The following is a 25090-nucleotide window of genomic DNA, read 5'->3' as shown; positions in this document are numbered from 1 at the left end:
GAACCTCACAACTTCCCGTCATCACCCCCCGGAGCTACGCTCGGCCCCGTGCCCAAACCAGACGTGGACCCGACCGTGCCGCTTCAGCTCAGCGTCGACCGGAACAGCCCGGTGCCGCTGTACTTCCAGCTCGCCCAGCAGCTCGAAGCGGCGATCGAGCACGGCGCCCTGACTCCGGGCAGTCTGCTGGGCAACGAGATAGAGCTCGCCGGACGCCTCGGCCTGTCCCGGCCCACGGTCCGCCAGGCCATCCAGTCACTGGTGGACAAGGGCCTGCTCGTACGCCGTCGAGGCGTCGGCACCCAGGTCGTGCACAGCCAGGTCAAACGGCCACTGGAACTGAGCAGCCTCTACGACGACCTGGAGGCGGCCGGTCAGCGCCCGGCGACCCGCGTCCTCGTCAACACCGTCGTCCCGGCGTCGGCCGAGATCGCCGCCGCCCTCTCGGTGGCCGAGGACAGCGACGTACACAGGGTGGAACGGCTGCGCCTGGCCCACGGCGAGCCGATGGCGTACCTCTGCAACTACCTGCCGCCCGGACTCCTCGACCTGGACAGCTCACAGCTGGAGGCCACCGGTCTGTACCGGCTGATGCGCGCAGCGGGCATCACCCTGCACAGCGCCCGCCAGTCCGTCGGCGCCCGCGCCGCCACGGCGCTGGAGGCCGAGCGCCTCGGCGAGCCCGAGGGGGCCCCGCTGCTCACCATGCAGCGCACCACCTTCGACGACACGGGCCGAGCCGTCGAGTTCGGCACCCACACGTACCGCGCCTCGCGCTACTCCTTCGAGTTCCAGCTGCTCGTACGCCCCTGACCTCGTACGCCCCTGACCGTACGACTCGGTGTGCGCCGCGGGCGCGTCGCGGGTCGCCGGGATGTGCTCGCGGCGGTACCCGCCGTCCGAACGGTCCTCACATGTGTGGCCGCCGCACGCGACGCGGGCCTGGGCGATGTCTTGATCACCCACAACCCGCATCACGCCCACCTCGTGGGCAACCGGCTCGTCCTCCTCACGCGCGGCACGATGACCGGGAGTCACACGCGCGACGAGATCACCCTCTGGACGAACTGACCCGCCAAATGGCGGGAGGCACGGAGCTGGACGACCTGCGCCACGAGCCGGCGGGCGGCACCCCGTGACGAGCGCGGGTCCGTCTCGGTGTGCGGCTCTGCCGCGTGGGCACGACCAGGCACGACGAACCGCGGCTCACGGCAACGGCGGCTTCCCGGGGGCGGCCCGGGATACGGCGAGTGACACGGCGAGGGACGCCGCCGTGCGGCCAAACCCCCACGTGCGGCAGAATCGGCGCGATGAGCACCTACCGCGACCTCGCACTCCCCAGGGCGCTCGGCTCCGCCAGAGCCGCGGGCGCCCCCATCGGCTCCCGCCGGGCCACCGTCCTGCGCACCGTGGGCACCCGCGAGCGCCGTTCGCACCTGACGGCGCCGCGCGTCCCGACCGTCGGCATCGACATCGGCGGTACGAAGGTGATGGCGGGAGTCGTCGACGCGGACGGCAACATCCTGGAGAAGGTCCGCACCGAGACCCCCGACAAGTCCAAGAGCCCCAGGGTCGTCGAAGACACCATCGTCGAGCTGGTCCTGGACCTCTCCGACCGGCACGACGTGCACGCGGTCGGCATCGGCGCGGCCGGCTGGGTCGACGCGGACCGCAACCGCGTGCTGTTCGCGCCCCACCTGTCGTGGCGCAACGAGCCCCTCCGGGACCGCATCTCGGGCCGCCTCGCCGTGCCCGTCCTGGTGGACAACGACGCCAACACCGCCGCCTGGGCCGAGTGGCGCTTCGGCGCCGGCCGCGGCGAGGACCACCTCGTCATGATCACGCTGGGCACCGGCATCGGCGGCGCGATCCTGGAGGACGGCCAGGTCAAGCGCGGCAAGTTCGGCGTCGCCGGCGAGTTCGGCCATATGCAGGTCGTCCCCGGCGGCCACCGCTGCCCCTGCGGCAACCGCGGCTGCTGGGAGCAGTACAGCTCCGGCAACGCGCTGGTCCGCGAGGCCCGCGAGCTCGCCGCCGCCGACTCCCCGGTGGCGTACGGGATCATCGAGCACGTCAAGGGCGACATCTCCGAGATCACCGGCCCGATGATCACCGAGCTGGCCCGCGAGGGCGACGCCATGTGCATCGAGCTCCTCCAGGACATCGGCCAGTGGCTCGGCGTCGGCATCGCGAACCTCGCCGCGGCCCTCGACCCCTCCTGCTTCGTCATCGGCGGCGGCGTCAGCGCGGCCGACGACCTGCTGATCGGCCCGGCCCGCGACGCCTTCCGACGGCACCTGACCGGCCGCGGCTACCGCCCCGAGGCCCGGATCGCGCGCGCCCAGCTCGGCCCCGAGGCGGGCATGGTCGGCGCCGCGGACCTCGCCCGGCTCGTCGCGCGCCGCTTCCGCCGCGCCAACCGTCGCCGGGTGGAGCGCTACGAGCGGTACGAGCGCTACGCCGAGTCGCGCCGCTCCGCACAGGACTCGCTGTGACGGCCTCGCTGCCGCGCCAGGCCTCGCCCCCGGACGAGCCACCGCGGCCGCCCGAGGACCGCGGCCACATGATCCGCCGCCGCTCCCTGACCCTGCTGATCATCGTGCTGCTCATCGGTGTCCCGGCCGGCTACCTGGTGATCTCCGCCAACCAGAGCCGCGACAGCGGCAAGGACAAGGAGGAGAAGTACTCGGCGACCGGCCTCACCCCGGGCTGGCCCTCACGCGTCCAGCGCCGCCTCTACCGGATCCCCATCCCGGGGTCCTCGGCCGAGGTCGCGTACTACGAGACGAACAACTGGAAGACCAGCCGCCTGTACGTCCAGTTCCTCACCAGTGACGAGGGCCTCGACAAGTTCCTCAAGACCATCGGCACCAGCCGTGCCGCCCTGAAGAAGAACGACGTCGCCATCGGCGCCCGCGACCGGCGGGTCGTCGGCTGGGAGTTCACCGGCCCCGGCCCCTGGTCGGGTCTGACCCACGCGCACAAGAACCCGACGCCCACCCAGGACATCGTCGTGGACTGGGCGAAGCCCGGCCATCCCATGGTCTACGTGGTCTCCAGAACGACACCCTGACCCTCCCCGCACCGCCGCCGAGCCGCACTGTCAGACCCGGCCCGTAGAGTCGAAGACGAGCGATCCGACCAGGGCGGGTCGTCGAGTCGGACCGGGGTGAGGGAGGTGGCCGGGAGCATGAGCGTGGCGGAAACGCGTGCCGTTGTCGGCACCGAGCCCGAGGTGTCCGTGCGGCTGGCTGCCGTCTTCCTGCCCGCCGCCCTGCCGCGCGACGGCCGGATCGCCTTCTGGGACCCGGAGGGGGACGCACCGCTCCCGGGCCCGGACACCGAGCTCACGGTCGTACGGAGGCACGGCACGGGCGTCCGAAGGGCATCGGTGCCCGCGCTGACGTTGCCGGTCGCCGAAGCGCTGCCACTGCTGGTGCGGGCCAGACGGGACCCCGCCGCGCACCCCGCCACGGCCTGCTGGGGCGCCGCCGCGCTGCACGCCCTGCGCCTCGTCGCGCGCGGCCGGCTGCTGCCCGGCCTCACGCCCGACGGATTCGACGCGTGGCGGGCCGGCCCCCTGGACCCGGACGACATCGCCCACCTGAGGGCGGTGGCGGCCTCACTTCCGTACGAGGGACACGCCGTACCGCTGCCGGGCCGGGGCCCGCTCCAGTTGCCCGACCGGGAAGCGCTGATGCGCGCCTTCGTCGACGCGGTCGCGGACGCCCTGCCCCGCACCGCGGCCGCGCCGTACGCCACCGGGAAACCCTTCGCCGCCGCCGGGCCCCAGCGGCTGCCGGGCGCCCAGGACTGGGCGGCGGAGGTCGCAGCCGGCATGGACGCGGGGGTGCGGATCTCGCTGCGCCTGGACCTGTCCGCGTACGAACTCTTCGACGACAGCGAGGGCGCGCGGCGCGCGGGCGCGGCCGTTGTCCAGGTGCACAGCCTCGCCGACCCCACCCTGGTGGTCGACGCCGCGGCACTGTGGGCGGGCTCCGCCGACACGGCGTTCGGGCCGCGCGCCCGGGTCGACGCCGCTCTGGCCGTGCGCCGCGCGGCCCGCGTCTGGCCGCCCCTGGACCGCCTGTCCGCACGGGACGTGCCGGACGTACTGGCGCTGTCCGAGGACGAGGTGTCGGACCTGCTGGGCGTCGCCGCGACCCGTCTCGGCGCGGCCGGGGTCGCCGTGCACTGGCCCCGTGACCTCGCCCAGGACCTGAGCGCGGCGGCGGTCGTCCGCTCCGCGCCGGGCTCGGCCACGGACGGCACGGGCTTCTTCGAGAGCGAGGAACTGCTCCAGTTCCGCTGGCAGTTGGCGCTCGGCGGCGACCCGCTCTCCGAGGCCGAGATGGACGCGCTCGCCGAGGCGCACCGCCCCGTCGTGCGGCTGAGGGACCAGTGGGTGCTCGTCGACCCGGCCCTCGTCCGCAAGGCGCGCAAGCGCGAACTGGGCCTGCTCGACCCGGTCGACGCCCTCTCCGTGGCACTCACCGGCAGCGCGGAGGTCGACGGCGAGACGGTCGAGGCGGTGCCGGTCGGCGCGCTGGCCGCACTGCGCGACCGGCTGACGGCCGGACTGCGGCCCGCCGAACCGCCCCCCGCCCTCAACGCCACCCTCCGGGACTACCAACTCCGCGGACTGGCCTGGCTCGACCTCATGACCTCGCTCGGCCTCGGCGGCTGCCTCGCCGACGACATGGGGCTCGGCAAGACCGTCACCCTCATCGCGCTGCACCTGAAGCGGGCGCGCACCGAACCGACCCTCGTCGTCTGCCCCGCCTCGCTGCTCGGCAACTGGCAGCGCGAGATCGAGCGGTTCGCCCCGGGCGTGCCCGTGCGCCGCTACCACGGTCCTGGCCGTTCCCTGGAGTCCCCGGAAAGCATGGACGGCGGGTTCGTCCTCACCACGTACGGGACGATGCGGTCGACGGCACCCCAGCTCTCCCGCCAGAAGTGGGGCATGGTCGTCGCGGACGAGGCCCAGCACGTCAAGAACCCGTACTCGGCGACGGCCAAGGCCCTGCGGACGATCGGCGCACCGGCCAGGGTCGCCCTGAGCGGCACCCCCGTGGAGAACAACCTCTCCGAACTGTGGGCCCTGCTCGACTGGACGACCCCGGGACTGCTCGGCCCCCTGAAGTCCTTCCGCGCCCGGCACGCGCGCGCGGTGGAGAACGGCGAGGACGAGGAGGCCGTGACCCGCCTCGCCCGGCTGATCCGGCCCTTCCTCCTCCGCCGCAGGAAGTCCGACCCCGGCATCGTTCCCGAGCTGCCGCCCAAGACGGAGACGGACCACCCCGTCCCCCTCACCCGCGAACAGGCCTCCCTGTACGAAGCCGTGGTCCGCGAGTCGATGCTGGCGATCGAGAGTGTCGACGGCATCGCCCGGCGCGGCCTGGTCCTCAAGCTCCTCACCGCGCTCAAGCAGATCTGCGACCACCCCGCGCTGTACCTGAAGGAGGACCCGGGCGAGCACCCCGGCGGCGGAGGGACCGCCCGTCAGGCCGCCCGCTCCGGCAAACTCGCCCTCCTGGACGAGCTGTTGGACACGCTGCTCGCCGAGGACGGCTCGGCGCTCGTCTTCACGCAGTACGTGGGGATGGCCAAGCTGATCACCCACCACCTCGCGGCGCGCGCGGTCCCTGTCGAACTCCTTCACGGGGGTACGCCGGTGGCCGAGCGCGAGCACATGGTCGACCGATTCCAGAGTGGAGCGACGCCGATCCTGATCCTCTCCCTCAAGGCGGCCGGCACGGGCCTCAACCTCACGCGCGCGGGCCATGTCGTCCACTTCGACCGCTGGTGGAACCCCGCCGTGGAGGAGCAGGCCACCGACCGCGCCTACCGCATCGGCCAGACCCAGCCCGTCCAGGTCCACCGCCTCATCACCGAGGGCACCGTCGAGGACCGCATCGCCGAGATGCTCGCCTCCAAGAGGGCCCTGGCCGACGCGATCCTCGGCTCCGGCGAGGCATCCCTGACAGAACTGACCGACCGCGAGCTGTCCGACCTGGTCTCGCTGAGGAGGTCGACGTGACGTCTTCGACGGATCGGCCGGACCAGCCGGGTCGGCAGGATCAGCGAGATCGGCCGGACCAGCCGGACCAGCCGGATCGGTCGGGCCAGCCGGACGAGCCCGACCAACTGGACCAGTGGGATCGGTCGGGTCAGCGGGATCAACTGGATCGGGCCGATCAGCGGGATCGGCCGGATCAGGGGGATTCGCCGGGCACCGAGGTGTCTCCGGCCGGTGAGACGGCGTTGGCCGGTGAGTTGTCCCCGGCCGGTGAGTCCCGGCCCGCCGACGCGGCTCGGCGTGCCTTGCGGGCGGCTCGGCGGGGGGAGACCGGCGGGCCGACGGCCGGTGTGGGGGAGGGGCTCCCCACGAACGCGGACGCGCGCCCTGCTGAGCCCAGAAGGGCAAGGGGTGCCGCCGAGGGGACCGCGTCGCCGGGGCCCCGGCCGGGCGACAAGGCACGCGAGGCGCTGCGGCTTGCGGCCGCTCGCACGGGTGGGGCTGCTGCCCCGCGGGCGGAGGAGGCTGAGGGGGCGCCGGGCAGGCTGGATGGGCCAGACGGGCAGGGGGCGGCACACGGGCAGGGAACACCGGACACTCAGTTGCCCTCGAACGTGCGAGGGGCGCCTGACGCGCATGGGGCACCGGACGCCGGTGGCGGCGAGGGTCCCGGGCCGGACGTCGAGTCGTCGCAGTCCGGTCGACCGGACGCGGCTCCGGGAACCCCACGCCCCGGTGACGTGGCCCGCGAGGCGTTGCGTGCCGCGCGTATCCAGGCGGAGCGGGAGCGAACCGCCGCCCGGGACAAGGGAGTCGAGGGCCGGAGGCGGCGTGGAGGTGCCGAGTCCAGCACTCCCACACCTCGTCCGACCATGGCGAACCGCCGCGCCGCGGCACAGGTCCGGGAGCTGGCCGACCGGTTGGGCGACGCCTTCGACCTGACGGCCCGGCTGGAGAGGGAGGAGTCCGAAGACCGACCGTCGCGACCAGGCGCCGCGCCGGGCAGCGCTTCCTCGGTGGAGGTTCCCACCCCCGAAGAGCGGCCTGCTGGCCCGCCCGCGGGTCGGCCGACCCCAGCCGTCACAGGGGCCATGGACACGGACACCGCCACCACGGCGCCCGCCACCACCCACGCCTCGGCCGACGACCAGCCACCGTCCCCGGAGCCGGAGTTGGAGCCCAAGAGCGAGCCCGCGCCGACGCCCGCACCCCCCTCCGACACGGCAGCGGCACCCCGCGGCGGTTCGATCGCCGACGCAGTGCGAGCCGCCATGGCCAAGGCAGTCCGCGGCTCTCACCCCGAAACCGACCCCAGCACCACCCAGGCACTCAACTCCGGCGTCACCCACACCCCCGCACCCCACCCCGGTGTCCCCGCCCAACTCCCCATCACGGCGCCCCCGCGCTCCATGGCCGCCCCGGGCCGTGACGGCGAGCTGCGGCGGACCTTCCCCGCGCTGCTCGCGCGACCGCAGGGGACGGCCGGGTTCGCCGAGACGTGGTGGGGGAACGCGTGGGTGGCCGCGCTGGAGGAGATGGCGTTGGACGCGGCACGGCTCGGGAGGGGGAAGGCGTACGCGAGGGCGGGGCACGTGGACGCCATCACCGTCACACCCGGGCTCGTACTCGCCTATGTGCACGGCAGCAGGCCGCGGCCGTACCGCGTGCAGATCCGGATGCGTACGCTCTCGGACGAGGACTGGGAGCGGTTCCTGGACGCCGCGGCCGAACGGCCGGGGCACATCGCGGCGTTGCTCGACAAGGACCTGCCCCAGTCGCTCGCCGACAGCGGAGTGGGCCTCCTCCCGGGCCCAGGCGACCTCGTACCGCTGTGCAGTTGCCCCGACTCCGGCCACCCCTGCAAACACGCGGCCGCGCTCTGCTACCAGACGGCACGGCTGCTGGACGAAGACCCCTTCGTCCTCCTCCTGTCGCGCGGCCGGGGCGAACGCGAGCTGCTGGACGCGTTGTCCCGCCGCAGCGCCACCCTGGCCGCGCGCTCGGCCCGCGCCGAGCGGGAACCGGCACTTCCCGGCGTACGGGCCGCCGACACCCTCGCGCCCCGCACACTGCCGCCGCTCCCGGCCCCGCTGCCGCCGCCCGCGCATCCCGAGCAGCCTCCGGCCTATCCGGCGTCGCCGGGCGGCCCGGACCCGTTCGCGCTGGACCAGTTGGCCACCGACGCGGCCGCCCGCGCGCACGCGTTGCTCACGACGGGCCGTGACCCCGTGGCGGAGCTGACCCTCTGGCAGGACGCCGTCCGTCTCGCGGCCACCCGCCCCGGCTCCGGCCTCACCGCCACGACCCGTGCCCTGTACGCGTCCCTGGCCACCGCCGCCGGCCGCACCCCGGCGGACCTGGCGCGGGCGGTCGCCGCCTGGCGGCAGGGCGGACTGGAGGGGCTCGCCGTCCTCGAAGAGCCCTGGGACCCGCCGGCGGGCCGGTTCGACCGGGCCCGCCCGCTCCTCCTGGCCGCCGACTTCCCCGCCTTCCGCCCCTGGCACAACCACCTCACCCACCCCCGCGGCCACATACAGCTCAGGCTGGGCCACGACGGCCTCTGGTACGCCTACGAGTCGGAACCGGGCCACGACGACTGGTGGCCCAGGGGCACCCCCGACCTCGACCCGGTCGGCGCCCTCACGGGCCTGGGCTCCCCGACAGACCTGTGAGCGCGCCCCCGTGCGCCCCGCCCGCCTCCAATTTCTTTCCGAGGCCCCGGAGGGCGGCGACGCTCCACTGACCTGCCCTCCGGCCCGCCGCGCGACATGTGGCGGCTCCGTGCAGGCCGCGTGGACAAATCGGGCTCGTTTCCGAGACCACAGGTGCGGAAGTTAGCGTGGAGCGGTGAGTGAAATGAAGTCCCCAGCCCTCCAGTACCGCTTCGACGGCCCGGAAGACGCCCCCGTGCTCATCCTCGGTCCCTCGCTCGGTACGACCTGGCACATGTGGGACCGGCAGGTCCCCGAGCTGGCCAAGCAATGGCGGGTCTTCCGCTTCGACCTGCCCGGCCACGGCGGCGCGCCCGCCTACCCGGCCGGTTCCGTCACCGAGCTCGCCGAGCGGCTGCTCGTCACGCTCGACGGGCTCGGCGTCCAGCGGTTCGGGTACGCGGGCTGCGCGCTCGGTGGTGCCGTCGGAGCCGAGCTGGCGCTGCGCCACCCGGAGCGCCTCGCCTCGCTCACGCTGATCGCGGCCTCACCGCGCTTCGGCACGGCCGACGAGTTCCGGCAGCGCGGCGTGATCGTACGGACGAACGGACTGGACCCGATCGCGCGGACGTCCCCGGAACGCTGGTTCACCCAGGGCTTCGCCGCGGCGCAGCCCGCGATCACCGAGTGGGCCGTGCAGATGGTCCGCACCACGGACCCGGGCTGCTACATCGCCGCGTGCGAGGCGCTGGCCTCGTTCGACATCCACGCCGAGCTGGGCCGGATCGGGGTGCCGACGCTCGTCCTGGTCGGCTCCGACGACCAGGTCACCGGCCCCGCCGAGGCCCGCACCCTGGTCGCCGGGATACCGGACGCCCGCCTCGCCGTCGTACCCGGCGCCTCGCACCTGGTCCCCGTGGAACAGCCCGCCGCGGTCACGGACCTTCTCGTACGGCACTTCTCCACCGCCTGGCAGCAGCCCGCCTACGACTCGTCCACCGGACAGATGGCGGTCGTGGTGCCGCAGGCGAGCCCGGTCCTGGCCGCGCCGCAGCAGCTGTCGCCCGTCGCCGAGATCGCCCCCGCCGCGCAGCCCGAGGCGGTCCTGGGCAGACCCGACCCGTACGACGCGGGCATCAAGGTCCGCCGGGAGGTGCTCGGGGACGCGCACGTGGACCGTGCGCTGGCCCAGGCCGACGAGTTCTCCGGGGACTTCCAGGAGTTCATCACCCGCTACGCCTGGGGCGAGATCTGGGACCGGCCCGGCCTCGACCGGCGCTCGCGCAGCTGCGTCACGCTCACCGCCCTGGTCGCGGGCGGCCATCTCGACGAGCTCGCCTTCCACACCCGGGCCGCCCTCCGTAACGGCCTCACCCCGGTCGAGATCAAGGAGGTGCTCCTCCAGGCGGCCGTCTACTGCGGCGTACCGGCCGCGAACAGCGCCTTCAAGGTGGCCCAGCAGGTCATCCGCGAGGAGACCACACCGCAGGAGTGAGTACGAGGAGCGGGCGCCGGGGACGGGCGTTCGGAGAGAGCGCCGGGAGCGGGCACCCGGGATGAGAAGCAGGTGTGAGAATCCGGGAGCGCGCCCCCTGGGGTGAGTCCGCGCCCCCGCCCGGAGGCAGGATGGGAAGCATGAAGCTCACCAAGAAGTCGCATGCCTGCGTCCGCCTGGAGAAGGACGGCCGCACGCTCGTCATCGATCCCGGCGTCTTCAGCGAGGAGGACGCCGCGGTCGGCGTGGACGCGATCCTGATCACGCACGAGCACGCCGACCACTTCAGCGAGGGGCACCTGCGCGCCGGTCTGGAGGCCAACCCCGGCGCGGAGATCTGGACCCTGAAGTCCGTCGCCGACCAGCTCTCGGCCGCGTTCCCGGGCCGCGTCCACACCGTCGGCCACGGCGACACGTTCACTGCCGCGGGCTTCGACGTACGGGTGCACGGTGAGCTGCACGCCGTGATCCACCCGGACATCCCGCGCATCACGAACGTCGGCTACCTCGTCGACGGCGGACGCGTCTTCCACCCCGGCGACGCCCTCACCGTCCCCGACCACCCCGTCGAGACGCTGATGCTCCCCGTCATGGCCCCCTGGAGCAAGATCTCAGAGGTCATCGACTACGTCCGCGAGGTCAAACCGCAGCGCGCGTACGACATCCACGACGCCCTGCTCACCGACCTCGCGCTGCCCATCTACGGCCGTCAGATCGGCGCCCTGGGCGGCTCCGAGCACCTGCGGCTGGCACCGGGGGAGACCGCCGACCTCTGAGTGTCGGAGGGGCCCGGTAGGTTGTGTGGCATGCGTATCGCGACCTGGAACGTGAACTCGATCACCGCCCGTCTCCCGAGGCTGCTGGCCTGGCTGGAGAGCAGCGGCACGGACGTGCTGTGCCTCCAGGAGGCCAAGGTCGCCGCCGAGAAGTTCCCGGTCACCGAGCTGCGCGAGCTGGGCTACGAGGCGGCGGTCCACGCGACCGGCCGGTGGAACGGAGTGGCGGTGATCTCCCGCGTAGGCCTCGAAGACATCGTCAAGGGCCTGCCCGGTGACCCCGGATACGACGGCGCCCAGGAGCCCCGAGCCGTCTCCGCGACCTGCGGCCCGGTCCGCGTCTGGTCGGTCTACGTGCCGAACGGCCGCGAGGTGGACCACGCCCACTACGCGTACAAGCTCCAGTGGTTCGAGGCCCTGAAGGCGGCGGTCGCGGGTGACGCGACCGGCAGCCGCCCGTTCGCGGTGCTGGGCGACTACAACGTGGCACCGACGGACGACGACGTCTACGACGTGGCCGCCTTCGAGGGCCTCACCCACGTCACCCCGGCCGAGCGCGCCGCTCTCACCTCCCTGCGCGAGGCCGGCCTCTCGGACGTCGTCCCGCGCCCCCTCAAGTACGACCACCCGTACACGTACTGGGACTACCGCCAGCTCGCCTTCCCCAAGAACCGCGGCATGCGCATCGACCTCGTCTACGGCAACGAGCCGTTCGCTAAGGCCGTCACCGACTCCTACGTGGACCGGGAGGAGCGCAAGGGCAAGGGCGCCTCGGACCACGCCCCGGTAGTGGTCGACCTGGACGTCTAGCCCCTCCAGGGGCGCGGACCCCACCAGGAAGAGCCCGCGGCTACAACAGCCGTAGGTCCACCGACTCGGCCAGCGCGGCGAGCCCCGCTTCCCCCGGATGCAGATGATCCCCGCTGTCGTAGGCGGGGAGAATCCGCGCCGGGTGCGCCGGGTCCCGCAACACCGCGTCGAAGTCGAGCACCCCGTCGAACCCGGCACCGGCACCAGAACCGGCCCCGGACCGGATCCACTGGTTCACGGCGACCCGCTCGGCGTCGACCGCGGCCGTGCACCGCGCCTCCCCCTCGCAGGGCGCGATCGTCGCGACCAGCACCCGCAGCCCGCGCCCACGTGCCCGGTCGGCGATCTCCCGCAGCCCGGCGACGACCTGCTCCGCACTCGCTCCCCAGCGGACGTCGTTGACCCCCTGGAAGACGACGACGGTACGCGCCGACGTCTGGGCGAGGACGTCCCGGTCCAGGCGGTGCAGCGCGCTCACGCCGCCCGTGTCCGTGGAGACACCGTCGCCGGTGTAGCGGTCGCTCGCCACACGGTTCGCCGAGATCCCATGATTGAGGACCCCATAGCGCGGGACCACATTCTGGTTCAGCAAGCGCCCGGCGAGCACATCGGGCCAGCGCCGGTTCGCGTCCCGCGTCGACTTCTCGCCGTCCGTGATCGAGTCGCCGAGCAGCACGACGGACCCGGGCCCGCCGCCCACGTCGACACCGGTCAGCAGCGGCCAGGTGGTGATCGTCGAGGTGTAAGCGTCCGCGGCGCCGTCCCCGGCATGGTCGCCCGGCGTGCTGACGTACGACGTCTGGACGGCCAGGCTGTGCACGGGTGCCGCCGTCACCGTCCCGGGCAGATGGAAGCTCACGAGCAGATTGGCGTCCGCGGGCACGTCGAAGGCCAGCGGATCGCTGAACGCCTGTGCCCCCGCAGGGATTTCGGTGTCCGCCGCACCCCGGAACGACAGCGGCACGGGCGCGCTCCGCGGACTCGCGCCGGACGCCTGCACCGCCACCGTCGCGCCGCCGATCCGTACGGGTGCGGCGGCGAAGGTGTTGTCGAGCCGGATCCGTACCCGCGGTCCGCCCGCCGAGGTGTGCACCACGAGCCGCAGCGTTCGGTCCGTCCACGGCCCGACCGCCGTGTAGCCGGAGGCCGACGCGGCCCAACTCCCGGTCCAGCCACGGGAGTCGGCGCGCACCGACAGGGCGAACACGTGCAGGTCGGGGTTGCGTGGCAGCTCCACCGACGCCACCTCACGCCCCTGGACGAGCGGCACGGTCACGACGTACAGCCGTGCCTTCTCGGCGAGTTGGCCGCCGGGCGTGTTGATGTGCGGCAGGGCCACGGCCTTGGTGGCGAGCGGGCCGCCGCGCCAGTCGGACGCGCTCAGCCGGTACGAGGAGCGCGAGCCGTTCGCGTACCGCACCACCCCCGTGGCGCTCTGCTCGCCACCGCCGGTGCCCGCCACCAGGAAGGCGAGCGCGTCACCGCGGCCGCCGACCCGGACGGACTGGCCGTCGGCGCGTACGTTGTCGGGCTCGCCCGCGGCCCGGCGGGGCCAGGTCAGCCGGGCGCCCTGGACCGTCAGCGAGCGCCCGGGCGTCCAGCCCGCGGCGGTCAGGTCCTGCGCCGACAGAGAGCCGCCCGAGCCGTCGAAGTCCGCCTCGCCGGGCCGCGAGTCGTCGCTGACGGCGGTGTTGTCGAAGAGCCGCTCCAGCGGCAGCGGCCTCTCCTTGGCGGGGATCGAGGGCACCGAAGGCAACGCGGACACCTCGGACACCGTAGGCGACTCAGCCGTGGCGGCCGTCGCCGGGACCGTCACCACCGCCGAGAGCAGAGCGAGAACGACGGCCGTACCCCAGACACGTCGGCGCACACCGACTCCTCCCACTTACGACTCACGGACCAACGGCTGACGAACCGCTCGGGCACGGTTCACGGACGAGGTGACAGGTGCACCGTGAAGCTAAGGAGGCAGCAGGGACTCGTCAATGATCCGGGCGCGAACTCGGCGCGAACTCCCTGGGAACAGGCGTTCCGCGTGCCCTGTGGTGCGCCGGGCGACAGAGATGACAGGCTGGGTGTATGAACATCCCTTTCCTGGGCAACTGGCGCAAGAAGCGGGGCCCCGACGGAGGAGTCGCGGTCTTCTCCGACAGTGAGAGCGACCGCGAGGGGGTGGTCGAACTGCTCTCCGAGTGCGAACTGCTGCGCTCCCAGGCACATCAGGCGGGGGTCGAACTCGACGACTCCGCGGCCTCGTTGGAGGCGCTGGACCAGTTGGTGCCGCGCTGGCGGGACGACGAGGAGAGTCTGCCCTGGCTGGGGAACGACGCCGGCCTCTATCTCGGCACGGTCATCGTGCGCACGGTCCCCGGCGCCGTCTGGGACATCTGGCCGGGCGGCCAGCCGGTCGTACGACTGGCCTCCGGCCGTGAGTTCGACGTGGTGGCCGTCGGTCACGAGTGGGCGGCAAGCGGTGCCCCCGAACTCTCACAGCTGTACGCGGAGGTCGCGGAAGCGTAAGGTTCTGCCCCTGGCTACCGCCTTAAATACGGCTAATGCCCGAAAAGTGCGTGTCGGGTATTAACTCCACTCTTGTGTGGATAGCTTGCGGGAATCGCGACACAGCTGAGAGTGGGTAGGGCTGAGGATGGCCGTCGATCCGTTGATCGAGCTGCGTGACGTCAACAAGTACTTCGGGGAGCTGCATGTCCTACAGGACATCAACCTCACCGTCGGCAAGGGGGAGGTGGTCGTGGTCATCGGCCCTTCGGGGTCGGGGAAATCGACTCTGTGCAGGGCCATCAACAGGCTGGAGACGATCCGTTCCGGGGAGATCAGGCTCGACGGGAAGCTGCTGCCGGAAGAGGGCAAGGCTCTCGCCACGCTCCGTGCCGAGGTCGGGATGGTCTTCCAGGCTTTCAACCTCTTCGCGCACAAGACCGTCCTGCAGAACGTCTCGCTCGGTCAGATCAAGGTGCGCGGCCGTAAGAAGGCCGACGCCGACAAGCGCTCGCTCGAACTCCTCGACCGCGTGGGCCTCGTCTCGCAGGCGCCGAAGTACCCCGCCCAGCTCTCCGGCGGCCAGCAGCAGCGCGTGGCCATCGCCCGCGCCCTCGCCATGGACCCCAAGGCACTCCTCTTCGACGAGCCGACCTCGGCACTCGACCCGGAGATGATCAACGAGGTCCTGGAGGTCATGCAGGCACTCGCGCGCGAGGGCATGACCATGGTGGTCGTCACCCACGAGATGGGCTTCGCCCGCTCGGCCGCGAACCGTGTCGTCTTCATGTCCGACGGCCGCATCGTCGAGGACCGCACCCCCGAGGAGTTCTTCACCAACCCGCGCAGCGACCGCGCCAAGGACTTCCTCTCGAAGATCCTCAAGCACTGAGCGGGGGAGCGAGATCATGATCACATTCCCGCCGCCACTCTCGTTCCCGTCCCAACTCCACGCCCACGGAACGGAGTTGATTCCGGTGCCTCGTTCCCTCGCGGAGTCGCTCCGGGCCGACGGGCCGACCGCGCCGAACCTCGACTACGATATGCCGTTCACTCCCGTGGTGATGGGGACAGAGGCCGTGGACACCACCCCGGCCGAACCAGGGACGCTGCTGCCGGGCACGCGGTAGCGAGGGGCAATGACCCGCCCGGCAGCAGCCGGAGATCACTGCTCGCGCAGCGGTACCGACACGTACGACTGGTCGGCCGCGGGCGAGGAGAAGGTCAGCTGCGAGCCGGTCGGGTTGTGCTCGATGTAGAGCGGGTCGACCGTGTCGACAACCAGGGCGAGTCGATGCCCTGCCGGGACGTCGTAGGCCGTGGAGAACAACTCCAGGTCGACGCCGAACGGCTTGCCGGGCGTCTGCCCGTGGAAGGTGTACGGCGCGTTGCTGACCAGCTTGCCGAGGCCGAGCGGGCCCACGTCGTAGAGGTACGCGACGAGGGTGCCGCTCTCCTTGGTGCTCGTGAGGGTTGTGTGCAACTTCGTGGTGCCGCGCACCCGTTGGGCACTCGCGGACTTCTCCGACTGCCAGACCGCGGCGTACCGGCGCGGCAGCAGCGGGATCGACGCCACCGGCGGCAGCCGGCCGAGCTGGTCGAGGATGCTGGAGAGGAAGATGATCCCGCCGTCCGCGCCCGAGTTGACGTTCGCGCGGATCGTGGTGGAGCCCGAGAGGGCGATCTTCTCGCGCGTCGCGCCCACCGACTTCCAGTCCGGGTAGCCCTCGTAGCCGCCGGTGGAACGGGACTTGAGCTGGACCGGCTGCTCGCGGTCGATGCCGTTGTCCACGCCCTTGAGGTAGTGGTCGAACCAGCGGCTCGTGTCCGTCCACACGTCGTTAGGGAGCCCGAAGAGGCCGGTCACCTCGGCGGTGGCGTGGTCGCCGGGCCGGTACTCCAGCCGCTTCGGGCCGGTCAACTGCTCGTAGAAATCGGCGTACTGGTTGGGCGGGAAGATCGTGTCGCCCCAGCCGTTGGCGAGCAGGATCGCCGCGCCGTTCTTGTTGAGCTGGTCGACATAGGTTGAGGGGGAACGCTTCTTCCCCCAGGCGATCAGCTCCTGCTCCTTGTCGAGGTTGGAGGCGAGGAAGTCCTTGAAGATCTGCTGGAGTTCGGCGCTGGGGCGGCCGGTGATCTGGCCCGCGCCGTTCAGCAGGGCGGCGGCCTGGGAGTGCTGGGTGCGGCCCGAGTAGATCGAGTCGATGAGGTCGGCCCAGCCGCTGAGGGACGCGACGGCCTTGACGCGCTTGTCGTGCGCGGCGGCGAGCAGGCTGATGCCGGCGCCGTACGAGACGCCCGCCATGCCGATGTGCCGGGCGTCGGACGGGGTGTTGGCGAGGGCCCAGTCGATGACCTTGGAGGCGTCGGCTATGTCGGGTGGGCCCGCCACTTCTATCTCCCCGCCCGACTGCCAGAAGCCGCGGACGTTGTAACTGACCACGACATAGCCGGAGTCGGCGAGTTTCTGGGCCTGGGCGAGATACTCGACCTGGGGCAGGCCCCAGCTCGTGGGCAGCACGATGAGCGGGTAGTCGCGGGAGGCGTCGGCGTTCGCGGGCATGACGACATTGGCCTTGAGGACGGTGCCGCCGTCCCCGGTGATGTCGACGAACCGGACGGGGGCGGACGCCGCCTGCGCGGCGGGGGCGAGCCCGAGAGCCGTACCGGCGATCAGGGTCGCCGAGACGGCACCGACGGCGGTGGTACGCAGGGCCTTGCGCGGGTGTCCCACAAGTCACTCCTCACACGTGTAAGTGCCAAAGTGACCCGACGGTAACCGCGCTCTCTTACCGTAGGTAACCCGTCGGTAAGTTACGCACGAGTAACGATTGTTGAAATGTGCTGGAACCTAGGAGGCGCGGTGAGTGCTCCGTGCGGGAACCGCAGGCAGCGGGGTCTGTGAGGCGCGAGTGACGTCCGCGACGAGCTCGACGACATCCGGCCCGTACGCCTGGGAGTTCACGACCTTCAGGAGGATCACGAAGGAGTTGTTGCCGTGCTTGCGGGCCAGCCGTTCGTGGTTGCGGGCGACATAGCGGGTCGCGGCCTGGTTGGTGATCGCGCGCTGGCCGCAGAAGAGGAAGACGGGCCGTGCCGTGTTGCCCGCCGTGAGCCGGGCGAGGATCACGTACTCGCCCTTGCCGGGCTCCAGCCGGTAGCGCTCGCTGCCGATCTGGAACGCACCGCGGTCCGGGCCCGGTTCGGGGTCGACGTTGACGCGGATGCCCGGCAGCAGCGAGTGCAGATGCGCGGCCATGCGCCGGTTCGACGAAGGCCCGCCCACGCAGAACTCCGTGCGCTCCCCGAAGCCCTGCTGCGCCGCGTCGTGGGCGATGACCTGGGCGTGGGCGCCGCAGTCCTTGATCAGGGCGGAGAGTTCGAGCAGCGCGAAGACGTCATGGCGCATCACCGAGAGTTCCTGGCCGCCGGCCTCGCGGTTGACCACCAGGAGCGACTCGGAATTGTTGGGCAGGCCGAAGAAGGCCTGCTTGCGGCGCAGCTTGCGCTTCCACAGGTACGTACGGGCGAGCCAGCCCAGCGCGGCGCTGAGGCCGGCCGCGACCACGCCGAGGACGATGTTGCGGACGTCGTCATTCATGGGCGCGCATGCTAGCGGGCACCTGCACCGGTGTTCGAGAGGGACCTGACGCGGCCATGCCCAGGAGTTACGCTGCGCAGACGGTCGTTAACTGGAGGTACGGATGGGGCGCTCGGGCGCGCGGAGTCTGGCTGTGGTGGCGGTTTCGGCCGCGGTGATGTCGGTGGGGGCGGCGCCGCCCTCCTCAGGGTCCTCCGGGGGCGGCTCAAGCCCGGCGGAGAAGGTGCCGGTCGCCGTCGGGTACGGCGGGGCCGTCGCGAGCGTGGACGCCGACGCCTCGGCCGCCGGGATCGAGATCCTCCGCAAGGGCGGCAACGCGGTGGACGCGGCCGTCGCCACGGCGGCCGCGCTCGGCGTCACCGAGCCGTACTCCTCGGGCATCGGCGGGGGCGGCTACTTCGTCTACTACGACGCCAAGTCCCGTACGGTGCGGACGATCGACGGCCGTGAGACGGCGCCCCTGACGGCCGACTCGGGGCTCTTCCTGGAGAACGGCCGGCCGATCCCGTTCGCCGACGCCGTGACCAGCGGTCTGGGTGTGGGCACGCCCGGGACGCCCGCCACCTGGCAGAAGGCGCTGGCCAGCTGGGGCAGCAAGCGGCTCGGATCGCTGCTGAAGCCCGCGGAGCGGCTCGCGCGCGACGGGTTCACCGTCGACGCCACGTTCCGCTCGCAGACCGAGTCCAACGAGGCGCGGTTCCGGAACTTCCCCGACACGGCCGAGCTGTTCCTGCCGGGCGGTTCGCTGCCGGTGGTCGGCTCGACGTTCAAGAACCCCGATCTGGCGCGTACGTACGAGGAGTTGGGCCGCAAGGGCGTGGGCGCGCTCTATCGCGGCCGGCTGGCCAAGGACATCGTCGCCACGGTGAACAAGCCGCCGGTGGACCCGGGTTCGGGATACGACGCGCGGCCCGGCGAGCTGTCCCTGAGGGACCTGGCGAAGTACGAGGCGAAGCGGCAGGCGCCCACGAAGACCTCGTACCGCGGACTGGGCGTCTACTCGATCGCGCCCTCGTCCTCCGGTGGCACCACGGTCGGTGAGGCCCTCAACATCCTTGAGAACACAGACCTTTCGAAGGCCACGGACGTCCAGTACCTGCACCGCTACATCGAGGCGAGCCGGATCGCCTTCGCGGACCGGGGGCGCTGGGTGGGGGACCCGGCCTTCGAGGACGTACCGACGAAGGAACTCCTCTCGCAGAAGTACGCCGACTCGCGCGAGTGCCTCATCAAGGACGACGCGGTGCTGACGAGCCCGCTGGCGCCCGGCGACCCGCGCGATCCGGCGGCGTGCGAGGCCGGGGGCACGGCCGCGCCGACAACCTACGAGGGCGAGAACACGACCCACCTCACGGCGGCCGACAAGTGGGGCAACGTCGTCGCGTACACCCTCACCATCGAGCAGACCGGCGGCAGCGGGATCACCGTCCCCGACCGGGGGTTCATCCTCAACAACGAGCTGACGGACTTCTCCTTCGCGCCGGCGAGCCCGGCCGTGCACGACCCGAACCTGCCGGGTCCGGGCAAGCGTCCGCGCTCGTCGATCTCGCCGACGATCGTGCTCGACGCGCACGCCAAGCCGGTGGTGGCGCTGGGCTCGCCCGGCGGCGCGACCATCGTCACGACGGTCCTGCAGACGCTGACCGGGTTCGTGGACCGGGGCCTCCCGCTCGTCGACGCGATCGCCGCCCCGCGTGCCAGCCAGCGCAACCAGACGACCACCGAGCTCGAACCGGGCCTGTGGAACAGCCCGTTGAGGGCTCAGCTGGAGTCCATCGGCCACGGCTTCCGGCAGAACCCGGAGATCGGCGCGGCGACCGGCGTCCAACGTCTGCCGAACGGCAAGTGGCTGGCGGCGGCCGAGACCGTACGCCGGGGCGGCGGCTCGGCGATGGTGGTGCGGCCCGCGCCGTAGGCCGGGAGCTGTCGGCTCCGTGGGAGGGCGGCCGACGGGGTGGTCAGCGGGCCGTCAGGATGCGCGGCCCCGCGTCCGTGATGGCCACCGTGTGTTCCGCGTGGGCCGCTCGGGTGCCGTCGTTCGTGCGGAGGGTCCAGCCGTCGGCGGCGGCGTGGTACTCGTCGGTGCCGCCGGCGATGAGCATGGGCTCGATGGCGAGGGCCATGCCGTGCCGCAGCGGCAGGCCGCGGCCGGGCCGCCCCTCGTTCGGGACACCTGGGTCCTCGTGCATACGGCGGCCTATTCCGTGGCCGCCGAAGCCGTCCGGGATGCCGTACCCCGCCGCGCGGCACACCGTGCCGATCGCGTGCGCGATGTCGCCGATGCGGTTGCCGACGACGGCCGCCTCGATGCCCGCCGCGAGGGCCCGCTCGGCGGTCTCGACGAGGCGCAGGTCGGCGGGGCGCGGTGTGCCGACCACGAAGCTGATCGCGGAGTCGCCCACCCAGCCGCCGAGTTCGGCGCCGAAGTCGATCGAGACCAGGTCGCCGTCGCGCAGCCGGTAGCCGGTCGGGATGCCGTGCACGATCGCGTCGTTCACGGAGGCGCAGATGACGGCCGGGAAGGGCACGGGAGCGAAGGAGGGCCGATAGCCGAGGAACGGGGAGCCCGCGCCCGCGTCCCGCAGGACCTGGTGCGCGACCTCGTCCAGCTCCAGGAGCGAGACGCCCACGCCGGCGGCCTCCCGCACCGCTGTGAGGGCCCGGGCCACGACCTGGCCCGCTTCGTGCATCGCGTCGATGGACGTGTCCGTCTTCAGTTCCACCATGCCAATTACTATACCGGTCGAGGTGTGTGGGGGTGGCCTTGATCCGCCTATTCGAATAACGGTCGCCGGTACTAGGGTGGGCGCATGGTGCGAACCCCGCTGACCCCCGAAGAGCACGAGCGCGGCGAGCGGCTCGGCAAGCTGCTCCGCGAGGCCCGCGGCGGCCGCAGCATGGTGGAGATCGCCGCGAGCGCGGGCATCTCCGCCGAGACCCTCCGCAAGATCGAGACCGGCCGCGCGCCGACCCCCGCCTTCTTCACCGTGGCGGCCCTGGCGCGGGTGCTGGGCCTCTCGATGGACGAGATCGCGGGCAGTTGTGCGCTCGCCCCGGCATGACGCGCAGGTGACACCCCGTCGGGGCCGTCAGGTCCGGGGCCCTCACGTCACGTTCCGGGGCGGTAACCGCACTCCGCGTCCGGGTCGAAAACTCGTTGTAGCCATTCCGTAACACGAACGGTGTTTTCTATCGAACCGGAGTACTCCAGTCTGGCGTGGGGTGAAGGTAATGGCGGTGGAACAACTCCCGGGCCAGGTGCGGGAGTTCGCGCAATATCTCAATGACCTGCTGACCCGGCTCGACCAGGGCGGCGGGTGGTGCGGCGTGTTCTGGCAGCGCGACCCCGAGGGGATGCGGGCCTGTCTGGACGGCGCGGAGGTGCCGCCCTGGGACGTCGTACAGGCGCTCCTCCAGGACGTCGCCGCGGAGTACGGCGACCGGGCCGCCGCCCAGGAGTCCGACCGGGCGCGGGCGCTGCACGGCGCCTCGCTCGCCGCGTACGACGCGCGGCCCGGTGGCCGCGACGCCCTCGGAGACCGCCTCGACGTCATGCTCCGCGAACAGCGCTACGCCGCCGAACGGCTCTCGGAGCTCGGCCGCTCGCTCCGTACGGCCACCGGCCGGGAAGAGGCCGAGTCCTGCCGCGTCGACCTGGCCTGGGCCCGCGACGATCACGACCGCGCGACGGCCCGCTGCTCCGAACTCCGCTCCCGCATGGACGAGTTGGACCGGCGTGCGATCGGCGGCCGGGTGCAGGGGGCACTGAGCATCCCGCCCGGCGAGATCGGCACCGATGTCTTCTGGGACGAGCGGCCCCGGAACGACCGGAGCGGTGCCGGGGCCGGCGGGCCGTCCACGGGGCGCGGGGGCCCGCAACGCCCCGCGCCGGACGAGGACGACTGGCCGGACCTCTGGCGCGACGCGTCGGCGGAACGGGCCGCCGGTCAGGCCGCCGGGCGAGCGGCCGAACAGAACGCCTGGCAGGCCGCGGCACCCGCCCCCGAGGCCTCCCCGCGCCCCACGGCCGCCCAGGAGGACGAGGCGGCGGCCCCTGAGCCTCCCGAGCCCGCCAGGGGCCGCGCCCCCAAACAGCGCTCGAAGCGCCGTGCGCGCGGCAGCGCCCGGTTCGCCGGGATGATGGAAGAGGACGCCGCGGCGGCCGCCGCACCGGCCATGCCGGTGCCGCCCACCGCCGAGCCCACGCTGCGCGGGGCCCGCTTCGCCGGAGCCGCCGAGGAGCCCGCGCGGCCGAAGGCGCGGCGCGAGCCCCTGGACGACGAGGAGCGCCGGACCACCGTCCAGACCGTCGAGCGGCTCGTCCGGCTGCGGCGCGAGGGCCACAGCGGCGAGGCGCACGCCCTGCTCGTCGAGGCCGCGTACTGGCCCGCCGCCCGTTTCCCGCTCCTCGCCGCCGAACTCCACCGCGCGGGCCTGGGCGCCGACTGGGCCACCCTCCTCTGGGAGGCCGCCTCGCTGCCCGCCGACCGCCTCGTCGCCGCCGCCGACGCGCTCGCGGTGGCGGGGCGCACCGCGGACGGCGACCAGATGCTCCGCCAGGGCGTCGTGCGCCCCGCCCCGGAGATGGGCGAGGCCGTACTGAACCTGGTCGGGGAGGACCGCCACCGCGAGGTCCGGTCCCTCCTCGACGCGTACGTTCGCATCCGCACCCCCGAAGAGGCCGCCCGCAGTGTCGAGACCGACCCGCCCCGCCTCATCCCCCTCCTCCTCGAAGCGGCCCGCCACGTCTCACAACAACGCCACTGGGACCTGATCCACGCCCTGAGAGTCGCGGGCTACACGGCCTGACGGCACCTGATCGCAGCCGGGCCCACCTACAAGCGGCGCGGGGCCGTGAACCGCCGGAGGCTAACCCACAGGGGTAGGAAACAAGATCGACTCAGCCGGTTAACGACGATGGTCTTGCCCAGCGCAGCGCCTCCGCCTACTTTCGGGGCTCTACGCCCACCATCTACGGGCGTAGAAGCTCTCTGACGTCCCGTCGAAGGAGCAGCAGCTCATGGCCAACGTCGTACGCGCCGCTCTGGTCCAGGCCACCTGGACCGGCGACACCGCATCCATGGTCGCCAAGCACGAGGAGCACGCCCGCGAGGCGGCCCGTCAGGGCGCGAAGATCATCGGATTCCAGGAAGTCTTCAACGCCCCCTACTTCTGCCAGGTCCAGGAACCGGAGCACTACCGCTGGGCGGAACCGGTCCCGGACGGCCCCACCGTCACCCGTATGAAGGAACTCGCCCGCGAGACCGGCATGGTCGTCGTGGTCCCGGTCTTCGAGGTCGAGCAGTCCGGCTTCTACTTCAACACGGCCGCGGTGATCGACGCCGACGGCACCTACCTCGGGAAGTACCGCAAGCACCACATCCCCCAGGTCAAGGGCTTCTGGGAGAAGTACTACTTCAAACCGGGCAACCTCGGCTGGCCCGTCTTCGACACCGCGGTCGGCAAGGTCGGCGTCTACATCTGCTACGACCGGCACTTCCCGGAGGGCTGGCGCCAGCTCGGCCTGAACGGCGCCCAGCTCGTGTACAACCCGTCGGCGACCTCCCGCGGCCTGTCCTCCCACCTCTGGCAGCTGGAGCAGCCCGCCGCGGCCGTCGCCAACGAGTACTACATCGCCGCGATCAACCGTGTCGGCGAGGAGGAGTACGGGGACAACGACTTCTACGGGACGTCGTACTTCGTCGACCCGCGCGGCCAGTTCGTCGGCGAGAGGGCGAGCGACAAGAACGAGGAACTCGTCGTCCGCGACCTCGACTTCGACCTGATCGAGGAGGTCCGCCAGCAGTGGGCCTTCTACCGGGACCGTCGCCCCGACGCCTACGAAGGGCTGGTGCAGCCGTGACGACAGACGCATCCCAGGGCCAGGCCCACGGCTCGGCCAAGCACCTGTACCAGCGCCACCAGTCGGTCCTCCCCGACTGGCTGGCCGTCTACTACGCCGATCCCATCGAGCTCACCCACGGCGAGGGCCGCCACGTCTGGGACGCCGAGGGCAACAAGTACCTCGACTTCTTCGGCGGCATCCTCACCACGATGACCGCGCACGCCCTGCCCGAGGCGACGAAGGCGGTCAGCGAGCAGGCCGGCCGGATCATCCACTCCTCCACGCTGTACCTCAACCGGCCGATGGTCGACCTGGCCGAGCGGATCGCCAAGCTGTCGGGAATCCCGGACGCGCGCGTGTTCTTCACGACCTCGGGCACGGAGGCCAACGACACGGCCCTGCTGCTGGCCACCGCGTACCGCCGCAGCAACCAGATCCTGGCGATGCGCAACAGCTACCACGGCCGTTCCTTCACCTCGGTCGGCATCACCGGCAACAAGGGCTGGTCGCCGACCAGCCTCTCGCCCCTCCAGACGCTCTACGTGCACGGCGGCGTCCGCACCCGCGGCCCGTACGCCGATCTCGACGACGCCGGCTTCATCGCGGCCTGCGTCGCCGACCTGGAGGACCTGCTCGGCCACGTCCGTCCGCCCGCGGCCCTGATCGCCGAGCCCATCCAGGGGGTCGGCGGCTTCACCGCACCGCCGGACGGCCTGTACGCGGCGTTCCGCGAGGTCCTCCAGGAGCGCGGCATCCTCTGGATCGCCGACGAGGTGCAGACCGGCTGGGGCAGGACCGGCGACAACTTCTGGGGCTGGCAGGCACACGGCCAGAGCGGTCCGCCGGACATGCTGACCTTCGCCAAGGGCATCGGCAACGGCATGTCCATCGGCGGTGTCGTCGCCCGCGCCGAGGTCATGAACTGTCTGGACTCCAACTCCATCTCGACGTTCGGCGGCACCCAGATCACCATGGCCGCGGGCCTCGCCAACCTCACGTACCTCCTGGAACACGATCTCCAGGGCAACGCCCGCCGCGTCGGCGGCCTGCTCATCGAGCGGCTGCGGGCCGTCGCGGCACAACTGCCGGGCGTACGCGAGGTCCGGGGCCGGGGTCTCATGATCGGCATCGAGCTGGTGAAGCCGGGCACCGACCAGGCCGACCCGGACGAGGCCGCCGCCGTGCTCGAAGCGGCCCGCGAGGGAGGCCTGTTGATCGGCAAGGGCGGGGGCCACAACACCAGCGTCCTGCGCATCGCCCCACCGCTGTCGCTCACCGTCGCGGAGGCCGAGGAGGGCGCCGCGATCCTGGAGCGCGCCCTGCGGAGCACTCAGTTCTGAGGGGCGCTCGGTTCTGACGATCGGTCAGTTGTGTTGAGCAGTCGGTTCCGAGGA

General features: G+C 72.2%; 20 protein-coding genes and 1 pseudogene. 17 read left to right on the top strand and 4 right to left on the bottom strand.

The features are described 5' to 3' along the window. The first annotated feature begins 75 nt into the window (after nucleotides 1–75). The 9 genes and pseudogenes from ACH4YP_RS04650 (at nucleotide 76) to ACH4YP_RS04610 (ending at nucleotide 11751) form a co-directional block, all read left to right on the top strand. Nucleotides 76–813: a GntR family transcriptional regulator gene (locus ACH4YP_RS04650; protein ID WP_361056362.1), complete on the top strand. Its 738-nt coding sequence runs from the start codon at nucleotides 76–78 to the stop codon at nucleotides 811–813. A gap of 93 nt (nucleotides 814–906) precedes the next feature. Continuing rightward, a pseudogene (locus ACH4YP_RS04645) lies at nucleotides 907–1139 on the top strand (sugar ABC transporter ATP-binding protein); the annotation flags it as partial. A 171-nt stretch (nucleotides 1140–1310) separates the two neighbouring features. Next, entirely contained in the window at nucleotides 1311–2495 is a 1185-nt protein-coding gene (locus ACH4YP_RS04640; RefSeq protein WP_143641028.1) for an ROK family glucokinase, read from the top strand. Then, complete coding sequence (locus ACH4YP_RS04635; RefSeq protein WP_398489321.1) at nucleotides 2492–3073, top strand: sugar kinase; 582 nt, start codon at nucleotides 2492–2494, stop codon at nucleotides 3071–3073. Before ACH4YP_RS04640 ends, ACH4YP_RS04635 begins: the two co-directional genes overlap by 4 nt. Nucleotides 3074–3190: 117 nt before the next feature. Continuing rightward, complete coding sequence (locus tag ACH4YP_RS04630; RefSeq protein WP_398489319.1) at nucleotides 3191–6040, top strand: SNF2-related protein; 2850 nt, start codon at nucleotides 3191–3193, stop codon at nucleotides 6038–6040. Nucleotides 6041–6276: 236 nt separating this feature from the next. Further along, nucleotides 6277–8691 (top strand): SWIM zinc finger family protein, encoded by a 2415-nt coding sequence (locus ACH4YP_RS04625; protein WP_398489478.1) that lies wholly within the window; start codon nucleotides 6277–6279, stop codon nucleotides 8689–8691. 184 nt (nucleotides 8692–8875) lie between these two features. Continuing rightward, entirely contained in the window at nucleotides 8876–10165 is a 1290-nt protein-coding gene (pcaC, locus tag ACH4YP_RS04620) for a 4-carboxymuconolactone decarboxylase (protein ID WP_361056359.1), read from the top strand. Nucleotides 10166–10305: 140 nt separating this feature from the next. After that, on the top strand, nucleotides 10306–10941 hold the full coding sequence (locus ACH4YP_RS04615) for an MBL fold metallo-hydrolase (protein ID WP_361056220.1): 636 nt from the start codon (nucleotides 10306–10308) through the stop codon (nucleotides 10939–10941). A gap of 30 nt (nucleotides 10942–10971) precedes the next feature. Continuing rightward, a complete protein-coding gene (locus ACH4YP_RS04610; RefSeq protein ID WP_361056217.1) occupies nucleotides 10972–11751 on the top strand; it encodes an exodeoxyribonuclease III in 780 nt (259 codons plus the stop codon). 40 nt (nucleotides 11752–11791) lie between these two features. On the opposite strand, the gene ACH4YP_RS04605 is transcribed toward ACH4YP_RS04610, so the two are convergent. Beyond that, the gene (locus ACH4YP_RS04605; protein ID WP_398489317.1) at nucleotides 11792–13621 is read right to left on the bottom strand and encodes an SGNH/GDSL hydrolase family protein; all 1830 of its coding nucleotides are present in this window, start codon (nucleotides 13619–13621) and stop codon (nucleotides 11792–11794) included. 209 nt (nucleotides 13622–13830) lie between these two features. Between ACH4YP_RS04605 and ACH4YP_RS04600 the strand changes: the two genes are divergently transcribed. The 3 genes from ACH4YP_RS04600 (at nucleotide 13831) to ACH4YP_RS04590 (ending at nucleotide 15380) form a co-directional block, all read left to right on the top strand. Next, nucleotides 13831–14271 (top strand): DUF6278 family protein, encoded by a 441-nt coding sequence (locus tag ACH4YP_RS04600; protein ID WP_361056212.1) that lies wholly within the window; start codon nucleotides 13831–13833, stop codon nucleotides 14269–14271. A 127-nt stretch (nucleotides 14272–14398) separates the two neighbouring features. Next, nucleotides 14399–15142 carry an amino acid ABC transporter ATP-binding protein gene (locus ACH4YP_RS04595; protein ID WP_361056209.1) on the top strand — a complete coding sequence of 248 codons (744 nt, stop codon included), beginning with the start codon at nucleotides 14399–14401 and terminating at the stop codon, nucleotides 15140–15142. A gap of 16 nt (nucleotides 15143–15158) precedes the next feature. After that, the gene (locus ACH4YP_RS04590) at nucleotides 15159–15380 is read left to right on the top strand and encodes a hypothetical protein (protein WP_361056206.1); all 222 of its coding nucleotides are present in this window, start codon (nucleotides 15159–15161) and stop codon (nucleotides 15378–15380) included. 35 nt (nucleotides 15381–15415) lie between these two features. Here the strand turns inward: ACH4YP_RS04590 and ACH4YP_RS04585 are convergent, their stop codons facing one another. Both ACH4YP_RS04585 and ACH4YP_RS04580 read right to left on the bottom strand, forming a co-directional pair. Beyond that, entirely contained in the window at nucleotides 15416–16984 is a 1569-nt protein-coding gene (locus ACH4YP_RS04585; RefSeq protein ID WP_398489314.1) for an alpha/beta fold hydrolase, read from the bottom strand. Nucleotides 16985–17101: 117 nt separating this feature from the next. Beyond that, the gene (locus ACH4YP_RS04580; RefSeq protein WP_398489312.1) at nucleotides 17102–17851 is read right to left on the bottom strand and encodes a hypothetical protein; all 750 of its coding nucleotides are present in this window, start codon (nucleotides 17849–17851) and stop codon (nucleotides 17102–17104) included. A gap of 103 nt (nucleotides 17852–17954) precedes the next feature. Between ACH4YP_RS04580 and ggt the strand changes: the two genes are divergently transcribed. Continuing rightward, the gene (gene ggt, locus ACH4YP_RS04575; protein WP_398489310.1) at nucleotides 17955–19766 is read left to right on the top strand and encodes a gamma-glutamyltransferase; all 1812 of its coding nucleotides are present in this window, start codon (nucleotides 17955–17957) and stop codon (nucleotides 19764–19766) included. A gap of 43 nt (nucleotides 19767–19809) precedes the next feature. On the opposite strand, the gene map is transcribed toward ggt, so the two are convergent. Continuing rightward, complete coding sequence (gene map / locus ACH4YP_RS04570; RefSeq protein WP_398489308.1) at nucleotides 19810–20577, bottom strand: type I methionyl aminopeptidase; 768 nt, start codon at nucleotides 20575–20577, stop codon at nucleotides 19810–19812. 84 nt (nucleotides 20578–20661) lie between these two features. Here map and ACH4YP_RS04565 point away from each other — a divergent pair, with 84 nt between their 5' ends. From ACH4YP_RS04565 to ACH4YP_RS04550, 4 genes are all read left to right on the top strand, one after another. Next, entirely contained in the window at nucleotides 20662–20913 is a 252-nt protein-coding gene (locus ACH4YP_RS04565) for a helix-turn-helix domain-containing protein (RefSeq protein ID WP_143641016.1), read from the top strand. A gap of 169 nt (nucleotides 20914–21082) precedes the next feature. Beyond that, the gene (locus tag ACH4YP_RS04560; RefSeq protein WP_398489306.1) at nucleotides 21083–22660 is read left to right on the top strand and encodes a hypothetical protein; all 1578 of its coding nucleotides are present in this window, start codon (nucleotides 21083–21085) and stop codon (nucleotides 22658–22660) included. A gap of 211 nt (nucleotides 22661–22871) precedes the next feature. Continuing rightward, on the top strand, nucleotides 22872–23714 hold the full coding sequence (locus tag ACH4YP_RS04555; RefSeq protein ID WP_361065379.1) for a nitrilase-related carbon-nitrogen hydrolase: 843 nt from the start codon (nucleotides 22872–22874) through the stop codon (nucleotides 23712–23714). Next, nucleotides 23711–25036 carry an aspartate aminotransferase family protein gene (locus tag ACH4YP_RS04550; RefSeq protein WP_398489305.1) on the top strand — a complete coding sequence of 442 codons (1326 nt, stop codon included), beginning with the start codon at nucleotides 23711–23713 and terminating at the stop codon, nucleotides 25034–25036. The genes ACH4YP_RS04555 and ACH4YP_RS04550 overlap by 4 nt, the downstream gene beginning before the upstream one ends. The last annotated feature ends 54 nt before the right edge of the window (nucleotides 25037–25090 follow it).

Origin of the sequence: Streptomyces sp. NPDC020747 (genome assembly GCF_044334695.1) — a bacterium.
Lineage (GTDB): Bacteria > Actinomycetota > Actinomycetes > Streptomycetales > Streptomycetaceae > Streptomyces.
The sequence above is the reverse complement of the archived record's forward strand: the minus strand, read 5'-3'. Positions and strand labels throughout refer to the sequence as shown.

Coding starts and splice junctions, on each gene's coding strand:
- pcaC (WP_361056359.1), top strand. CDS start 8,876: ATGAAGTCCCCAGCCCTCCAGTACCGCTTCGACGGCCCGGAAGACGCC.
- ACH4YP_RS04630 (WP_398489319.1), top strand. CDS start 3,191: ATGAGCGTGGCGGAAACGCGTGCCGTTGTCGGCACCGAGCCCGAGGTG.
- ACH4YP_RS04590 (WP_361056206.1), top strand. CDS start 15,159: ATGATCACATTCCCGCCGCCACTCTCGTTCCCGTCCCAACTCCACGCC.
- ACH4YP_RS04640 (WP_143641028.1), top strand. CDS start 1,311: ATGAGCACCTACCGCGACCTCGCACTCCCCAGGGCGCTCGGCTCCGCC.
- ACH4YP_RS04610 (WP_361056217.1), top strand. CDS start 10,972: ATGCGTATCGCGACCTGGAACGTGAACTCGATCACCGCCCGTCTCCCG.
- ACH4YP_RS04580 (WP_398489312.1), bottom strand. CDS start 17,851: ATGAATGACGACGTCCGCAACATCGTCCTCGGCGTGGTCGCGGCCGGC.
- ggt (WP_398489310.1), top strand. CDS start 17,955: ATGGGGCGCTCGGGCGCGCGGAGTCTGGCTGTGGTGGCGGTTTCGGCC.
- ACH4YP_RS04555 (WP_361065379.1), top strand. CDS start 22,872: ATGGCCAACGTCGTACGCGCCGCTCTGGTCCAGGCCACCTGGACCGGC.
- map (WP_398489308.1), bottom strand. CDS start 20,577: ATGGTGGAACTGAAGACGGACACGTCCATCGACGCGATGCACGAAGCG.
- ACH4YP_RS04595 (WP_361056209.1), top strand. CDS start 14,399: ATGGCCGTCGATCCGTTGATCGAGCTGCGTGACGTCAACAAGTACTTC.
- ACH4YP_RS04600 (WP_361056212.1), top strand. CDS start 13,831: ATGAACATCCCTTTCCTGGGCAACTGGCGCAAGAAGCGGGGCCCCGAC.
- ACH4YP_RS04565 (WP_143641016.1), top strand. CDS start 20,662: ATGGTGCGAACCCCGCTGACCCCCGAAGAGCACGAGCGCGGCGAGCGG.
- ACH4YP_RS04615 (WP_361056220.1), top strand. CDS start 10,306: ATGAAGCTCACCAAGAAGTCGCATGCCTGCGTCCGCCTGGAGAAGGAC.
- ACH4YP_RS04560 (WP_398489306.1), top strand. CDS start 21,083: ATGGCGGTGGAACAACTCCCGGGCCAGGTGCGGGAGTTCGCGCAATAT.